At 72.8% G+C, this 19,495-nt stretch carries 16 protein-coding genes and 1 pseudogene; 9 read left to right on the top strand and 8 right to left on the bottom strand.

Annotation, left to right across the window (positions count from 1 at the left end; translation table 11 throughout):
* Nucleotides 1–132: 132 nt before the first annotated feature.
* From ACZ37P_RS15125 to ACZ37P_RS15115, 3 genes are all read right to left on the bottom strand, one after another.
* Nucleotides 133–2,016, bottom strand: a complete 1,884-nt coding sequence (locus ACZ37P_RS15125; protein WP_391163406.1) for a serine/threonine-protein kinase — start codon at nt 2,014–2,016, stop codon at nt 133–135.
* A 72-nt stretch (nt 2,017–2,088) separates the two neighbouring features.
* Nucleotides 2,089–3,867 (bottom strand): serine/threonine-protein kinase, encoded by a 1,779-nt coding sequence (locus ACZ37P_RS15120; RefSeq protein WP_467346735.1) that lies wholly within the window; start codon nt 3,865–3,867, stop codon nt 2,089–2,091.
* Nucleotides 3,868–3,927: 60 nt separating this feature from the next.
* The gene (locus ACZ37P_RS15115) at nt 3,928–5,634 is read right to left on the bottom strand and encodes a glycerol-3-phosphate dehydrogenase/oxidase (RefSeq protein ID WP_188281981.1); all 1,707 of its coding nucleotides are present in this window, start codon (nt 5,632–5,634) and stop codon (nt 3,928–3,930) included.
* A gap of 346 nt (nt 5,635–5,980) precedes the next feature.
* Between ACZ37P_RS15115 and ACZ37P_RS15110 the strand changes: the two genes are divergently transcribed.
* Together ACZ37P_RS15110 and ACZ37P_RS15105 are read left to right on the top strand one after the other, a co-directional pair.
* Nucleotides 5,981–7,261: a nucleotide sugar dehydrogenase gene (locus ACZ37P_RS15110; RefSeq protein ID WP_355336803.1), complete on the top strand. Its 1,281-nt coding sequence runs from the start codon at nt 5,981–5,983 to the stop codon at nt 7,259–7,261.
* 133 nt (nt 7,262–7,394) lie between these two features.
* Nucleotides 7,395–8,027 carry a hypothetical protein gene (locus ACZ37P_RS15105; protein ID WP_467346732.1) on the top strand — a complete coding sequence of 211 codons (633 nt, stop codon included), beginning with the start codon at nt 7,395–7,397 and terminating at the stop codon, nt 8,025–8,027.
* Between the two features lie 103 nt (nt 8,028–8,130).
* Here the strand turns inward: ACZ37P_RS15105 and ACZ37P_RS15100 are convergent, their stop codons facing one another.
* From ACZ37P_RS15100 to ACZ37P_RS15085, 4 genes are all read right to left on the bottom strand, one after another.
* Nucleotides 8,131–9,252 (bottom strand): GuaB3 family IMP dehydrogenase-related protein, encoded by a 1,122-nt coding sequence (locus tag ACZ37P_RS15100; protein WP_355336800.1) that lies wholly within the window; start codon nt 9,250–9,252, stop codon nt 8,131–8,133.
* 186 nt (nt 9,253–9,438) lie between these two features.
* Nucleotides 9,439–10,941, bottom strand: a complete 1,503-nt coding sequence (gene guaB, locus ACZ37P_RS15095; protein ID WP_355336799.1) for an IMP dehydrogenase — start codon at nt 10,939–10,941, stop codon at nt 9,439–9,441.
* Between the two features lie 189 nt (nt 10,942–11,130).
* Nucleotides 11,131–11,751: a sigma-70 family RNA polymerase sigma factor gene (locus ACZ37P_RS15090; RefSeq protein WP_355336798.1), complete on the bottom strand. Its 621-nt coding sequence runs from the start codon at nt 11,749–11,751 to the stop codon at nt 11,131–11,133.
* Nucleotides 11,752–11,976: 225 nt separating this feature from the next.
* Complete coding sequence (locus ACZ37P_RS15085) at nt 11,977–12,588, bottom strand: response regulator transcription factor (protein WP_003948568.1); 612 nt, start codon at nt 12,586–12,588, stop codon at nt 11,977–11,979.
* Nucleotides 12,589–13,057: 469 nt separating this feature from the next.
* On the opposite strand from ACZ37P_RS15085, the pseudogene ACZ37P_RS15080 reads away from it, so the two are divergent.
* Nucleotides 13,058–13,366, top strand: a pseudogene (locus ACZ37P_RS15080) (WhiB family transcriptional regulator); the annotation flags it as partial.
* Nucleotides 13,340–13,573, top strand: coding sequence for a pentapeptide repeat-containing protein (locus tag ACZ37P_RS15075; protein WP_467346850.1), 234 nt, complete (start codon nt 13,340–13,342; stop codon nt 13,571–13,573). The pseudogene ACZ37P_RS15080 and the gene ACZ37P_RS15075, both read left to right, overlap by 27 nt.
* Before the next feature lie 169 nt (nt 13,574–13,742).
* Here the strand turns inward: ACZ37P_RS15075 and ACZ37P_RS15070 are convergent, their stop codons facing one another.
* Entirely contained in the window at nt 13,743–14,648 is a 906-nt protein-coding gene (locus ACZ37P_RS15070) for a LysR family transcriptional regulator (protein ID WP_355336797.1), read from the bottom strand.
* Nucleotides 14,649–14,732: 84 nt separating this feature from the next.
* On the opposite strand from ACZ37P_RS15070, the gene ACZ37P_RS15065 reads away from it, so the two are divergent.
* From ACZ37P_RS15065 to ACZ37P_RS15045, 5 genes are all read left to right on the top strand, one after another.
* Complete coding sequence (locus ACZ37P_RS15065; protein ID WP_467346729.1) at nt 14,733–15,899, top strand: aminotransferase class V-fold PLP-dependent enzyme; 1,167 nt, start codon at nt 14,733–14,735, stop codon at nt 15,897–15,899.
* Between the two features lie 74 nt (nt 15,900–15,973).
* Entirely contained in the window at nt 15,974–16,762 is a 789-nt protein-coding gene (locus ACZ37P_RS15060) for a GNAT family N-acetyltransferase (protein WP_467346727.1), read from the top strand.
* 19 nt (nt 16,763–16,781) lie between these two features.
* Entirely contained in the window at nt 16,782–17,447 is a 666-nt protein-coding gene (locus ACZ37P_RS15055) for an MOSC domain-containing protein (RefSeq protein WP_391050438.1), read from the top strand.
* 10 nt (nt 17,448–17,457) lie between these two features.
* A complete protein-coding gene (locus ACZ37P_RS15050) occupies nt 17,458–18,129 on the top strand; it encodes an MOSC domain-containing protein (protein ID WP_391163412.1) in 672 nt (223 codons plus the stop codon).
* A 34-nt stretch (nt 18,130–18,163) separates the two neighbouring features.
* Nucleotides 18,164–18,940, top strand: coding sequence for an SDR family NAD(P)-dependent oxidoreductase (locus ACZ37P_RS15045; protein WP_401855577.1), 777 nt, complete (start codon nt 18,164–18,166; stop codon nt 18,938–18,940).
* The last annotated feature ends 555 nt before the right edge of the window (nt 18,941–19,495 follow it).

Raw genomic sequence — 19,495 nt, 5'->3', positions numbered from 1 at the left:
GCCCTTCCCGACCCGATGCCATCCGTGCGGGAACCCTCACCCGCACCCCACCTTGTACCCGAAGCGGTCCGATCCGAACGGAATCCGGCTGCGGACAGTCCACGGCTACTCACAATACGTGCTGCGGAAGGCTCACTTGGCCGGTTTGAAGGTAGCGAAGAAGGTCGTGAGGGCCTTGGTGCTGGTATCGCTGGTCCACGCGTCGGCCGGAGTCGTGAACATGATGGCGTACCCGTGCTTCGGGTCCGTCACCATGCCGCGATTCAGGACGTGTACCTGCTTACCCTTCACGTCCCGCTTGTACTCCCAGTCGGCCGCGTCGTACGAGCGGTACTGCGTCTGGGCCACCTTGAGTTCCTGGTAGCCGGGCATGCCGTTCCGGCCGGACTTGGCGGTCTTCGCCGCGTTCTGCCAGTCCTTGAGCGCGCTCGGCCCCGGCGAATGCGTCCAGTCCACGAGCAACTCGCTGCCGTCCGAGCCCCGGAACTTCGAGCCGCTGCCGTACCCGTTGTCCCCCACGCGCTTCCAGCCGTTGGGCAGGGCTATCGAGAAGCCCTCGGAGTCGTCGTAGCGGTAGAAGCCCGCCGGTACGGCGTCCGAGCCGCCGGTGGCCGGCGGGGACGAGGCGGGGGTGGTCGGCGCGGAGGCCGAACTGCCCGGCGACGACGGCGACTTGCTGTCGTCCGTGCCGCCCTTGCTGTCGTCGTCGTTCTTCGCGCCGGTCGACGCGGAGGCCGAGGCCCCGCCCTTCGGCTTCGACGCCGATCCGTTCCCGCCGTCGCCGCCACCGGAGTTGGCGAGCGCTATGCCGATCACCGTGCCCAGCAGGACGATCACGATCGCCGCGGCCACGATGACCATCGTGCGGCGCGGTACGACGTCGGTGAGCGACGCGCGCGGCGGGGCGGGCGGCGGGACGGGGCCGCCCGGCTCAGGGGCGGCGGCCGACGTCGCGGGCTTCGCGGGGATCTTGGCGGCGGCGGCCTTGCGGACCGAGCGCAGCGCGTCGCGCACCCGGGCCTGGTCGGCGGCGGCTTCGCCTCCGGCGGTGGGGGTCCCCCCGCCGGAGGCAGCGGGAGCGTCGGTCGGGGTGGGCTGCGGGTCCACGTTCAGCACGACGGTACGGGCGTCGGAGGTGGGCGGCGCGACCGGGCGTTCGGGGGCGTGCGCGACGGTGGACAGCAGGGCGTACGCGGCGTCGTGGTCGAGGCGTTGGGCCGGGTCCTTGACCAGCAGGCCCTTGATCGCCTCGGCGAGCGGCCCGGCGTTGGTCATCGGCCCGACCGGCTCGGTCATCACGGCGGTCAGGGTGGCGATGGCCGACCCCTTGTCGTAGGGCGGGCGGCCCTCGACCGAGGCGTAGAGCAGCGCGCCGAGCGACCACAGGTCGGCGGGCGGGCCCGGCTTCTGGCCGCGCGCGCGTTCCGGCGAGATGTACGAGGGGGCGCCGACGAGCATGCCGGTGGAGGTGACGGACGGGTCGCCGTCGATCTGGGCGATGCCGAAGTCGCTGAGGACCACGCGCCCGGCGCCGCGGCCCGCGGGGTCCGAACCGCGGTCGGCGAGCAGGACGTTGGAGGGTTTCACGTCGCGGTGCAGGATGCCGGCGTTGTGGGCGGCCTTGAGGACGTCGAGTATGACGAGGCCGACCTCGGCGGCGCGCTTGGGCGTGAGCGGGCCGTCCTCACGGATCGCGTCGGACAGCGAGCGGCCCTCGACCAGCTCCATGACGATCCACGGCCGGTCGTCCTCCTTGACCACGTCGAAGACGGTGATCGCGCCGGTGTTGCGAATCCGCGCGGTGGCCTTGGCCTCGCGCAGGGTCCTGGTGACCAGGCGCTGCTTCTCGTCCTCGTCGACGTTGCCGGGGAAACGCAGCTCTTTGACCGCGACGGTACGGCCCAGCGTCTCGTCGACGGCGCGCCACACCGTGCCCATGCCGCCTTTGCCGAGGACTTCGCCGAGGCGGTACCGGTCGGCGAGCACGCGTCCGTCGGTACTTTCGACCTCGCTCATGGGATCCCTCTGGAGTGCTGGACGTGTAAACACCCATCATCCCCGAACGGGGGACGCGGAAGCGAACCCGGCTTATGGGTTCGATAGCCGGAAACCGGCCACAGCGTTCGTGAACACCGGTCGGTAGGTGTCCCATTCGGCGTCCGGAGCCGACAGGTAGACCGCGTACTCACGACCACCCGGCTTGCCGAATCCGAGGTCGATCGCATGGAACTTGCGGACCGAGCCCTGGAAGGTGAACTCCCACAGCGCGGCGGGCATCCCCAACTGCACGGTGCGGATCATCCGTTCACGGTGGTACTCGTCAACCTGCTCCTGGGTCTGCGGCTCCAGAGTCAGCCAGTGCTCGTACGGGTCGTCGCTGCCGAAGTCCAGCGAGCTGATCTTCAGGCCGATCTTGCCGGTCGGGTCGATGAAGTCGACCTCGTCGCCGTCGTTCTTGACCTGCCGCGTCCAGCCGTCGGGCACCGGCACCGCGTAACCGTGGTCGGACTCCGTGACCAGGTGGTAGCCGTCGGGGACCGGCGGGGGCGGCGCCGTGGTGCTCGGCGTGGGACCGGCCGAGGACGTGGTGCCGGTGGGCGGTGTGCTGACCGCGGTGGTGGGGCCGGGGCTCGCGTCCGTACCGGAGCCGCCGTTGTGGATGACGGCGAAGGCGGTGCCCGCGGCCACGAGGGCGAGGACGGCGACGCCCGCGATCCACGCTCCGGTACGGCGGCGCGGCCGTTCGGGGCGGTGCGCGCCGGAGTGCGGGCCGGTGTCGGGGCCTGAACCGCCCGCCCCCGTACCGAAACCGGCGGCCGTTCCCGTACCGGTTCCCGTGGAGTAGGGCGGCGGGGGCCCGAAGGAGTCGGCGTACGGAGGGGAGTGCGCGCCGCCGGGGGGCGGGGCGCCGGGCACCTGGGTCACGGTGGCGGTCCGGCCGTCGCCCGCGGGGTAGGTGAACCGGTCGGTGTCGACCTGCCCGGTGTCGGGTTCTGCCAGCGGAATCCGCAGCAGCCGCTCGGTCTCGGCCGCGGACAGCCGCTCGGCCGGTTCCTTGGCGAGCAGCCCGGCGATCACCTGGGTCAGCGCGCCCGCGTTGGCGGCCGGCAGCACCGGCTCCTCGGCGATGGCGTACGCGGTCTCGATCGCGGTCGGCCGCCGGAAGGGCGACTCGCCCTGGACGGCCTGGTAGAGGGTGGCGCCCAGCGCCCACAGGTCGGCCTCGGGCCCGGGCAGGGCGCCCCTGATCCGCTCGGGCGACAGGAAGTCGATGGAGCCGATGAGTTCGCCGGTCCGGGTGAGGGTGGAGGTGCCGGACGCCTGGGCGATGCCGAAGTCGGTGAGGACCACGCGCCCGCTGCCGTAGCCCTGTTCCGCGGAGCCGCCCTCGACGGGCGCGCCGCCCTCGACGCCGAGCAGGACGTTGCCCGGCTTGACGTCGCGGTGCAGCACTCCGGCGCGGTGCGCGGCCCGCAGCGCGGCGACCATGCCGCGGCCGATCCTGGCGACTTCGGCGACCGGCAGCGGTCCGTGCTTCTTGAGCTGTTCGCCGAGCGTGACCGACGGGACGTACTCCATGACGATGGACGGCAGTCCCTCGTCGTCCACGACGTCGTGCACGACCACCACGTTGGGGTGGCTGATCCGGGCGGCGGCGCGCGCCTCGCGGCGGGTGCGTTCGAAGAGGGTGGCCAACTCGTCGTCGTGCATGTGCGGCTGGGGCGGGTGCAGCTTCTTCACCGCGACCTGCCGGCCGAGGAGTTCGTCCTCGGCCCGCCACACGGTGCCCATGCCGCCCCGGCCGATGCGTTCGAGCAGCCGGTACCGGCCCGCGACCAACCGCCCCTCGTCGGCCTGTCCCGTCATCTCGCGCCCTTCCGCCCGCTCCCCCGACGCGCGCCGCGTCTCCCCCGAGACGCACCGTGCCTAGAGGGGAACGATATCGGGCGCGCCCAGCCTGGCCGCATCCGCGGTCAGATCATCGGGCTGGAGCTGCGACTCGCGCTCGGCCTCCACGCGCTTCTCGTAGTAGGCCACTTCCTTGTCGATCTGGTCCTTGTCCCAGCCCAGGACGGGTGCCATCAACTCGGCGGCCTCGCGGGCGCTGCGGGTGCCGCGGTCGAAGGTCTCGATCGAGATCCGGGTCCTGCGGGCGAGCACGTCGTCCAGGTGGCGGGCGCTCTCGTACATCGCCGCGTAGACGATCTCGGCCCGCAGGTAGTCGTCGGCCGAGGTCAGCGGGGCGCCCAGCGACGGGTCCTCGGCGATCAGCGCGAGCACCTCCTCGGCGAGCGAGCCGTACCGGTTGAGCAGGTGCTCCACCCGGGCGACGTGCAGTCCGGTGCGGGCGGCGGTGCGGGCGCGGGCGTTCCACAGCGCGTGGTAGCCCTCGGCGCCGACCAGCGGCACATCCTCCGTGCAGCACTCGGCCACCCGGTGGTCCAGGCCGTGCACGGCCTCGTCGACCGCGTCCTTGGCCATCACGCGGTACGTCGTGTACTTGCCGCCCGCGACCACCACGAGTCCCGGCACCGGGTGCGCCACGGTGTGCTCGCGCGAGAGCTTGCTGGTGGCGTCCGACTCGCCGGCCAGCAGCGGACGCAGGCCCGCGTAGACGCCCTGGACGTCGTCCCTGGTCAGCGGGGTGGACAGCACCGAGTTGACGTGTTCGAGCAGGTAGTCGATGTCGGCGCTGGACGCCGCCGGGTGGGCCTTGTCCAGGTCCCAGTCGGTGTCGGTGGTGCCGATGATCCAGTGCCTGCCCCAGGGGATGACGAAGAGCACGCTCTTCTCGGTCCGCAGGATGAGCCCGGTGGTGGAGTGGATCCGGTCCTTGGGGACCACCAGGTGGATGCCCTTGGACGCGCGGACGTGGAACTGGCCGCGCTCGCCGATCAGCGCCTGCGTGTCGTCGGTCCACACCCCGGTGGCGTTGACGATCTGCTTGGCGCGGATCTCGTACTCGCCGCCCTGCTCGCCGTCCTGGACCCGCGCGCCGACGACGCGCTCGCCCTCGCGGAGGAAGCCGATCACCCGCGCCTGGTTGGCGACCTGCGCGCCGTAGGAGGCGGCGGTACGCACCAGGGTGGTGACGAAGCGCGCGTCGTCGACCTGCGCGTCGTAGTACTGGAGCGCGCCGACCAGCGCGTCCTTGCGCAGCGCGGGCGCGACCTGGAGGGCGTGCTTACGGGTGAGGTGGCGGTGCACCGGCAGACCGCGGCCGTGCGCGGAGGAGACCGACATGGTGTCGTACAGCGCGACGCCGGAGCCCGCGTAGAGCCGCTCCCACGCCTTGTGCTGCAAGGGGTAGAGGAACGGGACCGGCCGCACCAGGTGCGGGGCGAGGCGTTCCAGGAGCAGGCCCCGCTCCTTGAGGGCCTCGCGGACCAGCGCGAAGTCCAGCATCTCCAGGTAGCGCAGGCCGCCGTGGATCAGCTTGCTCGACCGGCTCGACGTGCCGGACGCCCAGTCGCGGGCCTCGACCAGACCGGTGGACAGGCCACGGGTGACGGCGTCCAGCGCTGTTCCCGCGCCGACCACCCCGCCGCCCACGACCAGCAGGTCCAGCTCGTGCTCGGCCATCCGGGCCAGTGCCCCGGCCCGCTCGGCGGGGCCCAGTGTTGACGTACGCATCCGTGTGCCTCCCATGGTGGCGGCGCTCTCGCGTGCCGCCGCGGTGGATAGCCCTCCACTCGATAGTGACCGCCACCGCCGCGAGCGGCCACCCTTGACCCGCCGTCGAGGGGGGTGCCGGGGCGCGCCCGCGGTGCGGCGAGGCGGTGAACGCCCTGCGGGCAGGGCGTCCGGGCCGTCCCTCTCCTACCCGGCGATCCCGTGCCTCTTCTGCCCGTAACCCGGATGACTGCACGGCGCGCCGTGCGGTCATATCAGTCATTTGTCTGGTTAGCCTGATTTAAAGCCATCCGTGGAGCCATCCGTGGAGTCCCCGTGGTGGTCGCAAGGGAGAGGACTGAACCGCATGCCCGCAGACCTCGCAGTGCTCGGACTCGGCCGCACCGGACTTCCCCTCGCCCAGGCGGCGACCGCCGCGGGCGTCGGCGTCATCGGCTACGAACCCGACCCGGCCGCCGCGGCCGACATCAACGCGGGCCGCGTACCGCCGGGCACGCTCGCCGCCGCCGACCTGCGCCGGATGCTCGCGGGCGGCTTCCGCGCGACCGCGGACCCGGCGGTGCTCGGCCGGGTCAGGACCGCCGTGATCTGCGCGCCCACCCCGCTCGGCGAGGACCGCGCCCTGGACCTGACGGCGGTGTCCGCCGCCGCCCGCGCGCTCGCCGGGCACCTGCGCCCGCACACCACCGTCGTCCTGGAGTCGGCGGTCTACCCCGGCACCACCGAGGGGTTCCTGCGCCCGCTGCTGGAGGCCGACGGTCTGCGCGCGGGCCGGGACTTCCACCTCGCCTACTCCCCCAGCCGCCTCGACCCCGGCAACCGGGACTTCCACCTCGCCAACACCCCCAAGGTGATCGGCGGTTGCACCCCCGCCTGCACCGAGGCCGCCGCCGCCTTCTACGGCCGCTTCACCGAACGCATCGTGCGCGCCCGCGGCCCCCGCGAGGCCGAGGCGGTCAATCTGCTGGAGACCAACTACCGGCACGTCAACATCGCCTTCGCCAACGAGATGGCGGTCTTCTGCCACGACCTCGGCGTCGACCTGTGGGACGTGATCCGCTGCGCCGAGACCAAGCCGTTCGGCTTCCAGGCGTTCCGACCGGGACCCGGTGTCGGCGGCCCGGCCGCCGCCCTCGACCCCAACGCCGTCCCGCTCTTCGCCGCCATGCCCGCCCAGGGCCAGGTCCGCATGCTCGGCCACCCGCTGCGGATGGTCGAACTGGCCCAGGAGGTCAACTCCCGCATGCCGCGCTACGTCGTCCAGCGCGCCGCCGCGCTGCTCAACGAGCACGGCAAGTCCCTGCGCGGCGCCCGCGTCCTGCTGCTCGGCGTCACCTACAAGGCCGACCTGGCCTCCCAGGAGGGCGCCCCCGCCCGCGAGATCGGCACCCGGCTCATCGAACTCGGCGCGCAGCTCTGCTACCACGACCCCTACGTACCGCAGTGGCGCGTTCTCGACCGTCCGGTGCCGCGCGCCGACTCCCTGTGGGAGGCCGCCTCCGAGGCCGATCTGACGGTGCTGCTCCAGCACCACCGCACGTACGACCTCCAGGGTCTGGCGGTCAAGGCGCAACTCCTGCTGGACACAAGGGGGGCGACGCCCGCGGGCGCGGCGGCGCGGCTGTAGCGGCCCGCCGCGGCGGGGTTCCCGATCCGCGTGTAGTGGTCATGTAACGACCGGAAGAACAACTTGTCCGATTGTCACCCCCTGCTGCTAGATTTCGGCGTCCATCGTCGAATGCCGTATCCCGGGGGACCCCATGAGCGCCAACTACCCGCCGCCGCAGCAGCCCGGTGGCCAGAATCCGTACGGACCGCCGCCGGGCGCCGGATACGGCTACCCGCAGCAGCCCCAGGCGCCCTACAGTCAGCAGCCCCAGCAGCAGTGGGGCGCGCCGCCCGCGCCCGGCGCCTTCAACCCGGCCGCCTACCCGCCGCCGGCGCCGGTCGCCCGCCGCGACAACCCCGGACTCGGCTTCCTGGTCGGCCTGCTGGCCGCGATCGTCGCCGCGCTCGCGTACGGCGGCATCCTGCGCGCGCTGTCCAGCGACGACGGCAGCACCCACGAATTCCGGCTGATGGCGATCGGCGTCGGCGCGCTCGTCGGCCTCGCCGTCGGCAAGGCCGGCGGACGCAACCCGGCCCTGCCGTTCGTGGCCGTCCTGCTCGCGCTGTTCGCGGTCGTCTTCGGCGAACTCTTCGGCGGCGCCCTGGTGATCAGCCACTACGTGTCGGGCCAGGGCGGCTCGATGCCGGTCACCGACATCTTCTTCCACCACTTCGGCGACCTGCTCGACTCGTGGAAGCAGGACTTCAGCTTCATGCGCTTCCTCTTCCTCGCCGTCGCCGCGTTCATCTCCTTCGGCGTCGCGAAGCACGCGGGCGACAACTGACGACAACCGCCCCGGCGCGGTGACGCGTACCGCGCCGTGACGCGACGAGGGGCCGTACCGCGCAGGCGGTACGGCCCCTCGTCCGTGCTAATGCGTGTGCGCCCTAGCGGTGGTGGGTCGGGGAGACCGTCACCTCGACGCGCTGGAACTCCTTCAGGTCCGAGTAGCCGGTGGTGGCCATCGAGCGGCGCAGGGCGCCGAAGAAGTTCATCGAGCCGTCGGGCGCGTGGGACGGGCCGAGCAGGATCTGCTCGGTGGTGCCCGCGGTGCCGAGGTTCATCCGCTTGCCGCGCGGCAGTTCGGTGTTGACCGCCTCCATGCCCCAGTGGAAACCGCGGCCCGGCGCGTCGGTGGCGCGGGCCAGCGGCGAGCCCATCATCACCGCGTCCGCGCCGCACGCGACCGCCTTGGGCAGGTCACCGCTGGCGCCGAAGCCGCCGTCCGCGATGACGTGCACGTACCGGCCGCCGGACTCGTCCATGTAGTCCCTGCGGGCGGCGGCGACATCGGCCACCGCGGTCGCCATCGGCACCTGGATGCCCAGCACATTGCGCGTGGTGTGCGCGGCGCCGCCGCCGAAGCCGACGAGGACGCCCGCGGCGCCGGTCCGCATCAGGTGCAGCGCCGCCGTGTACGTGGCGCAGCCCCCGACGATCACCGGCACGTCGAGTTCGTAGATGAACTGCTTGAGGTTCAGCGGCTCGTGCGAGCCGGAGACGTGCTCGGCGGAGACCGTGGTGCCGCGGATCACGAACAGGTCGACGCCCGCGTCCACGACCGCCTTCGAGAACTGCGCGGTGCGCTGCGGCGACAGCGCGGCGGCCGTCACGACGCCCGCGTCCCGGACCTCCTTGATCCGCTGCCCGATCAGCTCCTCGCGGATCGGCGCCGCGTAGATCTCCTGGAGGCGGGCCGTCGCCCGGGTGTCGTCCAGCTCCGAGATCTCCGCGAGCAGCGGCTCCGGGTCGTCGTACCGGGTCCACAGCCCTTCGAGGTTCAGCACCCCGAGGCCGCCGAGGTTCCCGATCCTGATCGCCGTCTCCGGCGACACCACCGAGTCCATGGGCGCCGCGAGGAACGGCAGCTCGAAGCGGTACGCGTCGATCTGCCACGCGATCGAGACCTCCTTCGGGTCCCGGGTGCGCCGGCTCGGCACGACGGCGATGTCGTCGAACGAGTACGCCCTGCGGCCTCGCTTGCCCCGACCGATCTCGATCTCTGTCACGTCCTGCGCCTTTCTTTTGACCTGCGGCCCCTCAGTATCCCCGTTCGGCCCGCGGGCGGCCCGTGCCCCGTCGGGGATGCGCCCCCGCGCGCTGCCTCGGCACAGGACCTGTGCCCCGTGGGGGCGCGGGGAGAAGAACCGCCCGGGGCCCCGGCCCGGAGGACCAGGTCCCGCGCAAGCGCGGCGTCAGCCGTGGTAGTTGGGGGCCTCTACGGTCATCTGGATGTCGTGGGGGTGGGACTCCTTGAGCCCGGCGGCGGTGATGCGGACGAACCGCCCCTTGGACTCCATCTCGGAGACGGCGGCGGCGCCGACGTAGCCCATGGTCTGCCGGAGACCGCCGATGAGCTGGTGGAGGACGGCGGACAGCGGTCCGCGGTACGGCACCTGGCCCTCGATCCCCTCGGGCACGAGCTTGTCGTCGGAGGAGACCTCGGCCTGGAAGTAGCGGTCCTTGGAGTAGGAGCGGCCCTGGCCGCGGGACTGCATCGCGCCGAGCGACCCCATGCCCCGGTAGGACTTGAACTGCTTGCCGTTGATGAAGAGCAGCTCCCCGGGGGACTCCTCGCACCCGGCGAGCAGGCTGCCGAGCATGACGCTGCTGGCGCCCGCGGCGAGCGCCTTGCCGATGTCGCCGCTGTACTGGAGGCCGCCGTCGCCGATGACCGGCACCCCGGCCTCGATGCACGCCTGCGCGGCCTCGTAGATCGCGGTGACCTGCGGGACGCCGATGCCCGCGACGACGCGGGTGGTGCAGATGGAGCCGGGTCCGACACCGACCTTGACGCCGTCGACACCGGCGTCGATGAGGGCGCGGGCGCCGTCACGGGTGGCGATGTTGCCGCCGACCACGTCGACCCCGCCGACGCTGGACTTGATCTTCGCCATCCAGTTCAGCGCGTTGCTGTTGTGGCCGTGCGAGGTGTCCACGACGAGGAAGTCGACGCCCGCGCCGACCAGCGCCTGAGCGCGGTCCAGCGCCTCGGGGCTGGCGCCGACGGCGGCGCCGACCAGCAGCCGGCCCTCGGAGTCCTTCGCCGCGTTCGGGTACTGCTCGGCCTTGACGAAGTCCTTGACGGTGATGAGCCCGCTGAGCTTGCCGTCGGCGTCGACCAGCGGCAGCTTCTCGATCTTGTGGCGGCGCAGCAGCGCCATCGCGTCGACCCCGGAGATCCCGACCTGGCCGGTGACCAGCGGCATCGGGGTCATGACCTCGCGGACCTGGCGGGAGCGGTCGCTCTCGAAGGCCATGTCGCGGTTGGTGACGATGCCGAGCAGCCGCCCGGACGCGTCGGTGACGGGCACGCCGCTGATCCGGAACTTCGCGCAGAGCGCGTCCGCGTCGGCGAGCGTCGCGTCGGGCCTGACGGTGATCGGGTCGGTGACCATGCCGGACTCGGACCGCTTCACCAGGTCGACCTGGTTGACCTGGTCCTCGATCGACAGATTGCGGTGCAGCACGCCGACGCCGCCCTGGCGGGCCATCGCGATGGCCATCCGGGCCTCGGTGACCTTGTCCATGGCGGCGGACAGCAGCGGGATGTTCACCCGGACGTTGCGGGAGATGAGGGAGGAGGTGTCCACCTGGTTGGGCAGCACCTCTGACGCCCCCGGAAGCAGCAGCACATCGTCATAGGTCAGCCCGAGTGTGGCGAACTTCTCAGCTACTCCGTCGGCGTTCAGCGTCATGACACCTTCCCGAATGGTCTTGCCCGGCGAGTTGTTCAATGGTAGTGGCTTCGCCGCTATTCCCATGACGCCCTCGGCCGGGCCCGTACACCCGTACGGTCACCAGCGGTCGGACCGCGCGGCCGGACCGCGCCGTCGCACCCGGGTGCCGGGCCCGGTGCCGGGCCCGCCCGTCCGTTTCCGCGTGTCCTACGCCGAGAGACCCGGCGCGTCCCCGGCGGCGGGCGCCCCCGCCGTCTGTTCCGCGATGGCGCGCAGCCGGCTGAGCGCGCGGTGCTGCGCCACCCGTACGGCCCCCGGCGACATGCCGAGCACCTGGCCGGTCTCCTCGGCGCTCAGCCCGACGGCGACCCGCAGCAGCACCAACTCGCGCAGGTGGTCAGGGAGGTTGTCGAGCAGCTTCTTGGCCCAGGCGGCGTCGCTGTTGAGCAGCGCGCGCTCCTCGGGGCCGAGCGAATCGTCCGGTTTCTCCGGCATCTCGTCGGACGGAACGGCGGTGCTGCCGGGCCCGCGCATGGCGGCCCGTTGCAGATCGGCGACCTTGTGGGCGGCGATGGAGACCACGAAGGCCTCGAACGGCCGCCCCAGGTCGCGGTAGCGGGGCAGGGCGCACAGCACCGCGAGACAGACCTCTTGGGCGAGGTCGTCGACGAAGTGCCGGGCGTCGCCCGGAAGACGGGACAGTTTGGTGCGGCAGTACCGCTCGGCGAGCGGGTGGACATGCGCGAGCAGGTCGTGTGTCGCCTGCTCGTCGCCGTCGACTGCGCGCCGGACAAGGGCACCGATGGCCGGAGTGTCGTCGTCGCGCATCCACCCATGGTGCCTCGCCGCGGCGCGATCCGCGTCATCGCGGCCGTACTTCTGCACCGAAGCGTTATGAGCGGCCGAACCCGACGCTGTCATCTCCGCCATGTGAGGCCCCCGCCGATCCCCGAGGAAGTCCATACGTCAAGCATGCGTCCTCCCCCGGGAAACCGAGGACTTGTGGGCGACTTCGCCGGAACGGCCGCCCTCTCGGGCGTACGACACGACGGCTCAGCGAACCAGGCCCCAGCGGAAGCCGAGCGCCACGGCGTGGGCCCGGTCGGACGCGCCGAGCTTCTTGAACAGCCGCCTGGCGTGCGTCTTCACGGTGTCCTCGGAGAGGAACAGCTCGCGGCCGATCTCGGCGTTGGAGCGTCCGTGGCTCATGCCTTCGAGCACCTGGATCTCGCGGGCGGTGAGGGTGGGCGCGGCGCCCATCTCGGCCGAGCGCAGCCGCCGCGGGGCGAGCCGCCAGGTGGGGTCGGCCAGCGCCTGCGTCACGGTCGCCCGCAGTTCGGCGCGCGAGGCGTCCTTGTGCAGGTAGCCGCGGGCACCGGCGGCGACGGCGAGCGCCACACCGTCCAGGTCCTCGGCGACCGTGAGCATGATGATCCGGGCGCCGGGGTCGGCCGACAGCAGCCGCCGTACGGTCTCGACGCCGCCGAGGCCGGGCATGCGGACGTCCATCAGGATCAGGTCCGACCGGTCGGCACCCCAGCGGCGGAGGACTTCCTCGCCGTTGGCCGCGGTGGTTACGCGCTCGACACCGGGCACGGTGGCCACCGCGCGGCGCAGGGCCTCTCGGGCGAGCGGGGAGTCGTCGCAGACGAGGACAGAAGTCATGACCGCCCTCCGCAGCTGAACCGCGTCACGTTGTGCCTCCAGGCTGTACGAATGTTCACCGTTGAGGCTGACGGCCTCGGGCACCTGCCCGATTCACTTGTCCGCCAACCGCTTCCGCCAGACTCAACGACCCTCACCCGAAAGAGTTACGAAGTTTGCCGACGGTCATCGGCACTCTACGTGATCATGCGCACACGGATCGCCCAGGCCGCAGGTCAGACGGGTGAGAGAGCCGGTATTTCGGAGGCGGAACGATTCCTCTACGGCCGAGCGGCCCTGCCCGGATGCTGCCGAACGGGTGTTATGCCAGATTTTTCACTGTTTGGACGCTCTTTCGCGCCTTGTGGGCTATTCGCCACTAGATTGGCGATGAGTCATATTTACATCTACTACGACAGTAGATGTACGGTCGAGACGCTGACTCTTCACGGCCTCCCAGACCGACACACACCCTCCGAGGGGATAAGCAATGGCAGACTTCTCCCGCCTTCCCGGCCCCAACGCCGACCTCTGGGACTGGCAGCTCGTGGCCGCCTGCCGAGGCGTCGACAGCTCGCTCTTCTTCCACCCCGAGGGCGAGCGGGGCGCCGCCCGGAGCGCGCGCGAGGCCTCCGCCAAGGAGGTGTGCATGCGCTGTCCCGTACGGGCCGAATGCGCCACCCACGCCCTCGCCGTCCGCGAGCCCTACGGGGTCTGGGGCGGCCTCACCGAGGACGAGCGCGAGGCGATGATGGGCCGCTCGCGGTCGCGGATGCCCTCGGCGGACGCCGAAGCGGCCCGCTCCGAGCGCGAGCCGTCGGACGTGCGCGACGCGACCGACCTGCACGACGCCGACCTGGACGACAGGTCCGAGCTGCACGACGCCGACCTGCACGACTCTGGCCTGCACGACTCTGACCTGCACGACTCTGACCTGCACGATTCTGACCTGCACGACGCCGACCTGCACGACGCGTCCGACATCCGCGACGCGTCCCACGTGTGAGCGCGCTTCCGCGAGACGCCAGCAGAATCGTTCCTGCACTCCCGGCGCCGTCGGCACTCCCGGTTCCGTCGGCCCCGTCGGCCGCGTCGGCCCCGTCCGCCCTGCCGCGTACGGCACGCGCGGCGCGCCGCCCGCCGGGCCCGGCTGACGGGCGACCGGTGCCCTGAGATCAGCGGGCCGCCGCCTGCGCAAGGCGGCCGAGCATCATGTCCACCGCCGGGACGTTCGCCAGATCGGGCAGCGTGAGGGCCACCACCTCGCGCTGCACGGCCGGACGCACCTCCACCACGGCGACGCCCTTGGGACGTACCGACTCCAGCGCCAGCTCCGGCAGCACCGCGACCCCGAGACCGGCCGCCACCAGGCCGACCACCGCCGGGTAGTCGTCGGTCGCGAAGTCGATCCGCGGGGTGAACCCGGCCCGCTCGCACACCTCCACGAGGTGGCGGCGGCAGCGCGCGCACCCCGCGATCCACTGCTCCTGCTCCAGCTCCGCGATGTCCACCGGGCGCCCGCCGACAGCGAGCGCGTGCCCCTCGGGCACGACGCCGACCAGCCGGTCGGTGAGCAGCGAGCGCACGACGAGGTCGTCCCACGACTCCTCGGCCGGGGTCGGCAGATCCACGTAGCGGAACGCCAGGGTGATGTCGCAGTCGCCCGCGCGCAGCATCTCCACCGAGCGCGGCGGCTCGGCCTCCTCCAGCGACACCTTCGTGCCCGGGTACTGCGCGCGCATCGCCGCGACCGCGCCCGGCACCAGCGTGGAGCTGCCCGAGGGGAACGAGGTGAGGCGTACGCGTCCGGCCCGCAGCCCCGCGATCGCCGCGACCTCCTCCTCGGCCGCCGTCAGCCCGGCCAGGATGCCGACGGCGTGCCTGACCAGCACGTCACCCGCCTCCGTCAGCCGGGTCTCGCGGGCGCCGCGGACCAGCAGCGGGGTGCCCGCGGAGTGCTCCAGCGCCTTCATCTGCTGGCTGACGGCGGGCTGGGTGCAGCCCAGTTCGCGGGCCGCCGCGGAGAACGAACCGGTGCGGGCGACGGCCCGCAGCACCCGGAGATGACGTGCCTCGATCATCCGCCCACCATAAGCGGAACTTAGGGATACCCGACAGATATCGGTAATGGACTTTGAGGCGGGCCCGCGCCACGCTGAGGAGCCATGGACGCCATCGCATTCGGCAGCACAGGCACAGGCAGCGGTACAGGCAGCGGTACGGGCGCGGGCAGGGGTACGGGCGCGGGCGCCGGCGGCACCTCGGGGGGCGGCCTCGCCGCGGACCGCCTCATCCGTGCCGAGTATCCGGACCTCGACCCCGCCGCGCCCTACCTCAACACCGCCACCGTCGGGCTGCTCCCGGCCCGCACTGCGGCGGCGCTGCGCGGGGCCGTCGACGAGTGGGCGGCGGGCCGCCCCGACACCGACGCCTTCGAGGCGGCCGTCGTCTCGGCGCGCGCCGCCTACGCCCGGATCGTCGGGGTGGCGGTGGAGCGGGTGGCGCTGGCCAGCACGGTCGCCGAGAGCGTCGGGCTGATCGCGGCGCGGCTGCCGCCCGGCGCCGAAGTGGTCGTCGCCGACCGGGACTTCAGCTCCCTCGTGCAGCCCTTCGCCGCCCGCGAGGACCTGGACCTGCGGATCGTGCCGCTGGACGCGCTCGCCGACGCGGTGCGGCCGGGCACCGCGCTGGTCGCCGTCAGCGCCGTGCAGTCCGCCGACGGCCGGGTCGCCGACCTGCCCGCGGTCCGCGCCGCCGCCGCGGCCCACGGCGCCCGTACGCTCCTGGACGGCACCCAGTCCGTCGGCTGGCTCCCGCTGTGCGCCGACGACTACGACTACGTGGTCTGCCACGCCTACAAGTGGCTGCTCAGCCCGCACGGCGCCTGCTTCCTGACCGTGCGCGCGGGCGCCGAGCCGACCCTCTCCCCCGGCTTCGCGGGCTGGTACGCCGCCGACGACCCCTGGGAGTGGTGCTACGGCCCCGTCATCCGGCTGGCCCCCGGCGCCCGCCGCTTCGACGCCCGCCCCGCCTACCTCCCTCTCGTCGGCGCCGCCGCCTCCCTCTCCCTGATCGAGGAGATCGGCGTCCCCGCGATCCACGCCCACGACACCGCCCTCGCCGCCCGCTTCCGCGACGGCCTCACCGCCCTCGGCCACACCCCCGTCCCCGGCCCCTCCGCCACCGTCACCGTCGCCCTCCCCCCGACCGCCCCCGCCCGCCTCACCGCCGCCGCCGTCCGCTTCTCCACCCCCACCACCTCCCTCCGCTTCGCCTTCCACCTCTACAACACCCCCTCCGACATCGACCACACCCTCGAATCCCTCGCCTGACGCCTCTCCCGGCGGGGCGCGTCGCGGGGGGAAATCGGTTGGGGGTGGGGGGGTGGGCGTGTTGGGATGGGGGGATGGATCGCGCTTATGTACTCGGGTTGTTCGATGCTCAGATGCGGCGGGACGCTCCGCCGGAGGGGGCGGGGACGCGGGTGGAGCGGAGCGGCGGGGTGGTGCGGCAGGTGGGGGCCGCGATGCACGACTGGAGCGGGGTGCTCTGGTCGGAGCTGGACGAGGACAGCGCGGGCCCCGCGGTCCAGGCGCAGCTCGCGTGGCTGAAGTCGCCCGAGGGGGCGGGCCGGGAGTTCGAGTGGAAGCTCTACTCGCACGACCGGCCGGCGGATCTGGGCGAGCGGCTGCGCGCGGCGGGGTTCGTGCCGGAGGAGCCGGAGACGCTGATGGTCGCGGAGGTCGCGGCGCTGCCCGGCGAGCCCGTCCCGCCGGACGGCGTACGGCTGGTGGAGGTGACCGACGCCGCCGGGGTGGACCTGCTGGCCGCCGTGCACGAGGAGGCGTTCGGTACGGGCGCGGAGCAGCTGCGCGAGCGGCTGCTGGACGCGCTCGCGCAGGCGCCGGACGAGATCGCGCTGGTGCTGGCGATGGCGGGCGACCGGCCGGTCTGCGGGGCCCGCATGGAGATGCCGCCGGGCAAGGACTTCGCCAGCCTGTGGGGCGGCGGGACCGTCGCCGAGTGGCGGGGGCGCGGCGTCTACCGCGCGCTGATCGCCCACCGGGCCCGTATCGCCGCCGCCCGCGGCTACCGCTACCTCCAGGTCGACGCGATGGACGCCAGCCGCCCCATCCTCCAGCGCCTCGGCTTCAGTGCCCTGAGCGTCACCACCCCGTACCTCTACCAGCCCTGAGAGCGGAGGCGCGCCCCGCATGGGACTGCTGCTGAGCGTCAACATCGGCCACCCGCGCCCCAACCCGTGGAAGCGGCTGCCGGCGACCGGCATCGACAAACGGCCGGTCACCGGCCCGGTACGGGTCACCGCGCCGGGTCCGAAGGGGGACGGCGCGGTCGGTCTGGCCGGTGACCGCGCGCACGACGTCAAGCACCACGGCGGCGCCGACCAGGCCGTCTACGCGTACGCCCGCGAAGACCTCGACCACTGGGGCCGCGAGTTGGGCCGTACCTTCGCCAACGGCTTCTTCGGCGAGAATCTGACCACCTCCGGCATCGACGTCAACGCCTCGCTGATCGGCGAGCGCTGGCGGATCGGCGCGCGCGGACCCCTCCTGGAGGTGTCCTGCCCGCGCATCCCGTGCGCGACCTTCGCGGGCTGGCTCGGCGAGAACCGGTGGCTGCGGCGCTTCACCGACGCGGCACTGCCGGGCCCGTATCTGCGGGTGATCGAGCCGGGCGAGATCCGCGCCGGGGACCCGGTCGAGGTCGTGCACCGGCCGGACCACGAGGTCACCGTCGCGCTGTCCTTCCGGGCCTTCACCACCGAGCCCGAGCTGCTGCCGCTGCTGACCGGCCTCGACGCCCTCCCCCGCGAGGACCGCGACGCGATCCGCCGCCGCCTCGCCCGCGACGCGAAATAGGCTGCCTCCCATGTCCCGAGTGCGCTCCGTGAACGTCGCCCGCCCCCTCGTCGTGCCCTACACCGACGGCGAAGGCGGCCTCACCGGCATCGGGAAGCTCCCGGTGACCGGACCCGTCGCCGTCACGGCGCCCGGACCGCGCGGCGTCGCGGGCGGCGGCCTCGCCGGGGACACCGTCTGCGACCTGCGCTTCCACGGCGGCGACGAACAGGCGGTGTACGCGTACGCCCGCGAGGATCTCGACCGCTGGGAGCGGCGGCTGGGGCGCGAGCTGCCCGACGGCCGCTTCGGCGAGAATCTGACCACCACCGGCATCGACGTCAACGCCTCGCTGATCGGCGAGCGCTGGCGGATCGGCGCCGCGGGGCTCGTCCTCGAAGTGACCTCGCCCCGCATCCCGTGCCGCACCTTCGCCGGGTGGCTGGACGAACGCGGATGGGTCAAGCGGTTCACCCAGGAGGGGCTGCCTGGCCCGTTCCTGCGGGTGATCACACCGGGCGAGGTCCGCGCGGGGGACCCGGTCGAGGTCGTGCACCGGCCGGACCACGAGGTCACCGTCGCCTTCCTCTTCCGGGCGATGACCCTGGAGTCCGAGCTGCTGCCGCGGGTCATGGCCGCGGCCGACACCATGAACCGTACGTATCTGGAGGCGGTCAACAGCCGCTTGAGTCCGGCGCGTTGACGAAGGGTCCGGCGGCGGCCCGTACGCTGCCGGGATGACGACTTCACTGGTCACCGGCGCGACCTCCGGCATCGGAGCGGCCTTCGTACGACGGCTCGCCGCCGACGGACACGCCCTCGTCCTCGTCGCCCGCGACGAACAGCGGCTCGCCGACACCGCGGCCGGGCTGCGCGAGCGGTACGGGGCCGACGTCGAGGCGCTCCCCGCCGACCTCACCACCGACGACGGGATCGCCGCCGTCGAAGCGCGGCTGCGCGACCGGGAACGGCCCGTCGACGTCCTCGTCAACAACGCCGGTTTCGGCAACCACGGCACCTTCCTCGACGCCCCCATGTCCGACGAGCTGCGCATGCTCAAGCTGCACTGCGAGGCCGTGCTGCGCCTCACCGGCGCGGCCGTCGAGACCATGCGCCCGCGGGGGCGCGGGTACGTGATCAACGTCTCGTCCGTCGCGGCCTACATGCCTCGCGGCACGTACGGGGCCAGCAAGGCGTGGATCGTCCACTTCACCGAGGGCGTGGCCGCCGAGACGGCCGGGTCCGGGGTGCGGCTCCTCGCCCTGTGCCCCGGCTTCGTCCGCACCGAATTCCACGCCCGGGCCGGGATGGACGCCTCCCGGCTGCCCTCCTTCGCCTGGCTCGACGCCGATGCCGTGGTCACGGCGGCTCTGCGTGATCTCGCCCGTCGGCGCATTCTCAGCGTGCCCTCCGCTCGCTACAAACTCGCCGTGTCCCTTGCCCGGCACCTTCCTCCCGGCCTCTACGCAGCCGCCTCCACCCGCGCCGGCCGCCGCTTCGACCCTCGTGGGTAAGCCGATCCCTCAGCTCACGCCCCCAGGGCCGCAGCTACGCGCGCCGGGCCGACGCAGGGCCTGCTTTTAGGGGCAACGGGTACGCGCGCCACGCTGGCGCAGGACCTGTTTTTAGGGGCGCGGGGAACTGCGCGACCAGCCCCCACCGGGCTTTCAGCCCGAGAACAACAGCGACTGCCCCGCTGGGGCCGGTTTTCATGGCGCACCAGCGCCGTGGCTGAGCGCGCAGTTCCCCGCGCCCCTAACTACACGGCGTGCCGCCTCGGCAGAAGAACCGCCCCGGGGCCGCGCCCCGAAAAAGATCGGCGTGACGCCCAACGCAAGGAAACCGCCCCGGGGCCGCGCCCCGAAAAAGATCGGCGTGACGCCCAGGGCAAGGGAGCCGTCCGGGGGCGCGTCGCGGGGAAGGCGGTGTGCCGCCTGTCGGGGAGGCGACGTAGGGCGGGGGCGGGGAAAGGGGGCGGGGGGGGGGGGGGGGGGGGGGGGGGGGGGGGGGGGGGGGGGGGGGGGGGGGGGGAGAGGTACGTGGGGGGGGGGGGGGGCGCGCCCCCTCCC

The sequence above is a fragment of the Streptomyces sp. NPDC024632 genome, from assembly GCF_055559175.1.
This window is presented reverse-complemented; position numbering and strand designations above follow the sequence as displayed.

What these genes read in the sequence shown, in the direction of transcription:
- ACZ37P_RS15125 (WP_391163406.1), bottom strand. Translation starts at nt 2,016, where the DNA reads ATGAGCGAGGTCGAAAGTACCGACGGACGCGTGCTCGCCGACCGGTAC.
- ACZ37P_RS15120 (WP_467346735.1), bottom strand. Translation starts at nt 3,867, where the DNA reads ATGACGGGACAGGCCGACGAGGGGCGGTTGGTCGCGGGCCGGTACCGG.
- ACZ37P_RS15115 (WP_188281981.1), bottom strand. Translation starts at nt 5,634, where the DNA reads ATGCGTACGTCAACACTGGGCCCCGCCGAGCGGGCCGGGGCACTGGCC.
- ACZ37P_RS15110 (WP_355336803.1), top strand. Translation starts at nt 5,981, where the DNA reads ATGCCCGCAGACCTCGCAGTGCTCGGACTCGGCCGCACCGGACTTCCC.
- ACZ37P_RS15105 (WP_467346732.1), top strand. Translation starts at nt 7,395, where the DNA reads ATGAGCGCCAACTACCCGCCGCCGCAGCAGCCCGGTGGCCAGAATCCG.
- guaB (WP_355336799.1), bottom strand. Translation starts at nt 10,941, where the DNA reads ATGACGCTGAACGCCGACGGAGTAGCTGAGAAGTTCGCCACACTCGGG.
- ACZ37P_RS15090 (WP_355336798.1), bottom strand. Translation starts at nt 11,751, where the DNA reads ATGCGCGACGACGACACTCCGGCCATCGGTGCCCTTGTCCGGCGCGCA.
- ACZ37P_RS15085 (WP_003948568.1), bottom strand. Translation starts at nt 12,588, where the DNA reads ATGACTTCTGTCCTCGTCTGCGACGACTCCCCGCTCGCCCGAGAGGCC.
- ACZ37P_RS15075 (WP_467346850.1), top strand. Translation starts at nt 13,340, where the DNA reads ATGCCCTCGGCGGACGCCGAAGCGGCCCGCTCCGAGCGCGAGCCGTCG.
- ACZ37P_RS15070 (WP_355336797.1), bottom strand. Translation starts at nt 14,648, where the DNA reads ATGATCGAGGCACGTCATCTCCGGGTGCTGCGGGCCGTCGCCCGCACC.
- ACZ37P_RS15065 (WP_467346729.1), top strand. Translation starts at nt 14,733, where the DNA reads ATGGACGCCATCGCATTCGGCAGCACAGGCACAGGCAGCGGTACAGGC.
- ACZ37P_RS15060 (WP_467346727.1), top strand. Translation starts at nt 15,974, where the DNA reads ATGGATCGCGCTTATGTACTCGGGTTGTTCGATGCTCAGATGCGGCGG.
- ACZ37P_RS15055 (WP_391050438.1), top strand. Translation starts at nt 16,782, where the DNA reads ATGGGACTGCTGCTGAGCGTCAACATCGGCCACCCGCGCCCCAACCCG.
- ACZ37P_RS15050 (WP_391163412.1), top strand. Translation starts at nt 17,458, where the DNA reads ATGTCCCGAGTGCGCTCCGTGAACGTCGCCCGCCCCCTCGTCGTGCCC.
- ACZ37P_RS15045 (WP_401855577.1), top strand. Translation starts at nt 18,164, where the DNA reads ATGACGACTTCACTGGTCACCGGCGCGACCTCCGGCATCGGAGCGGCC.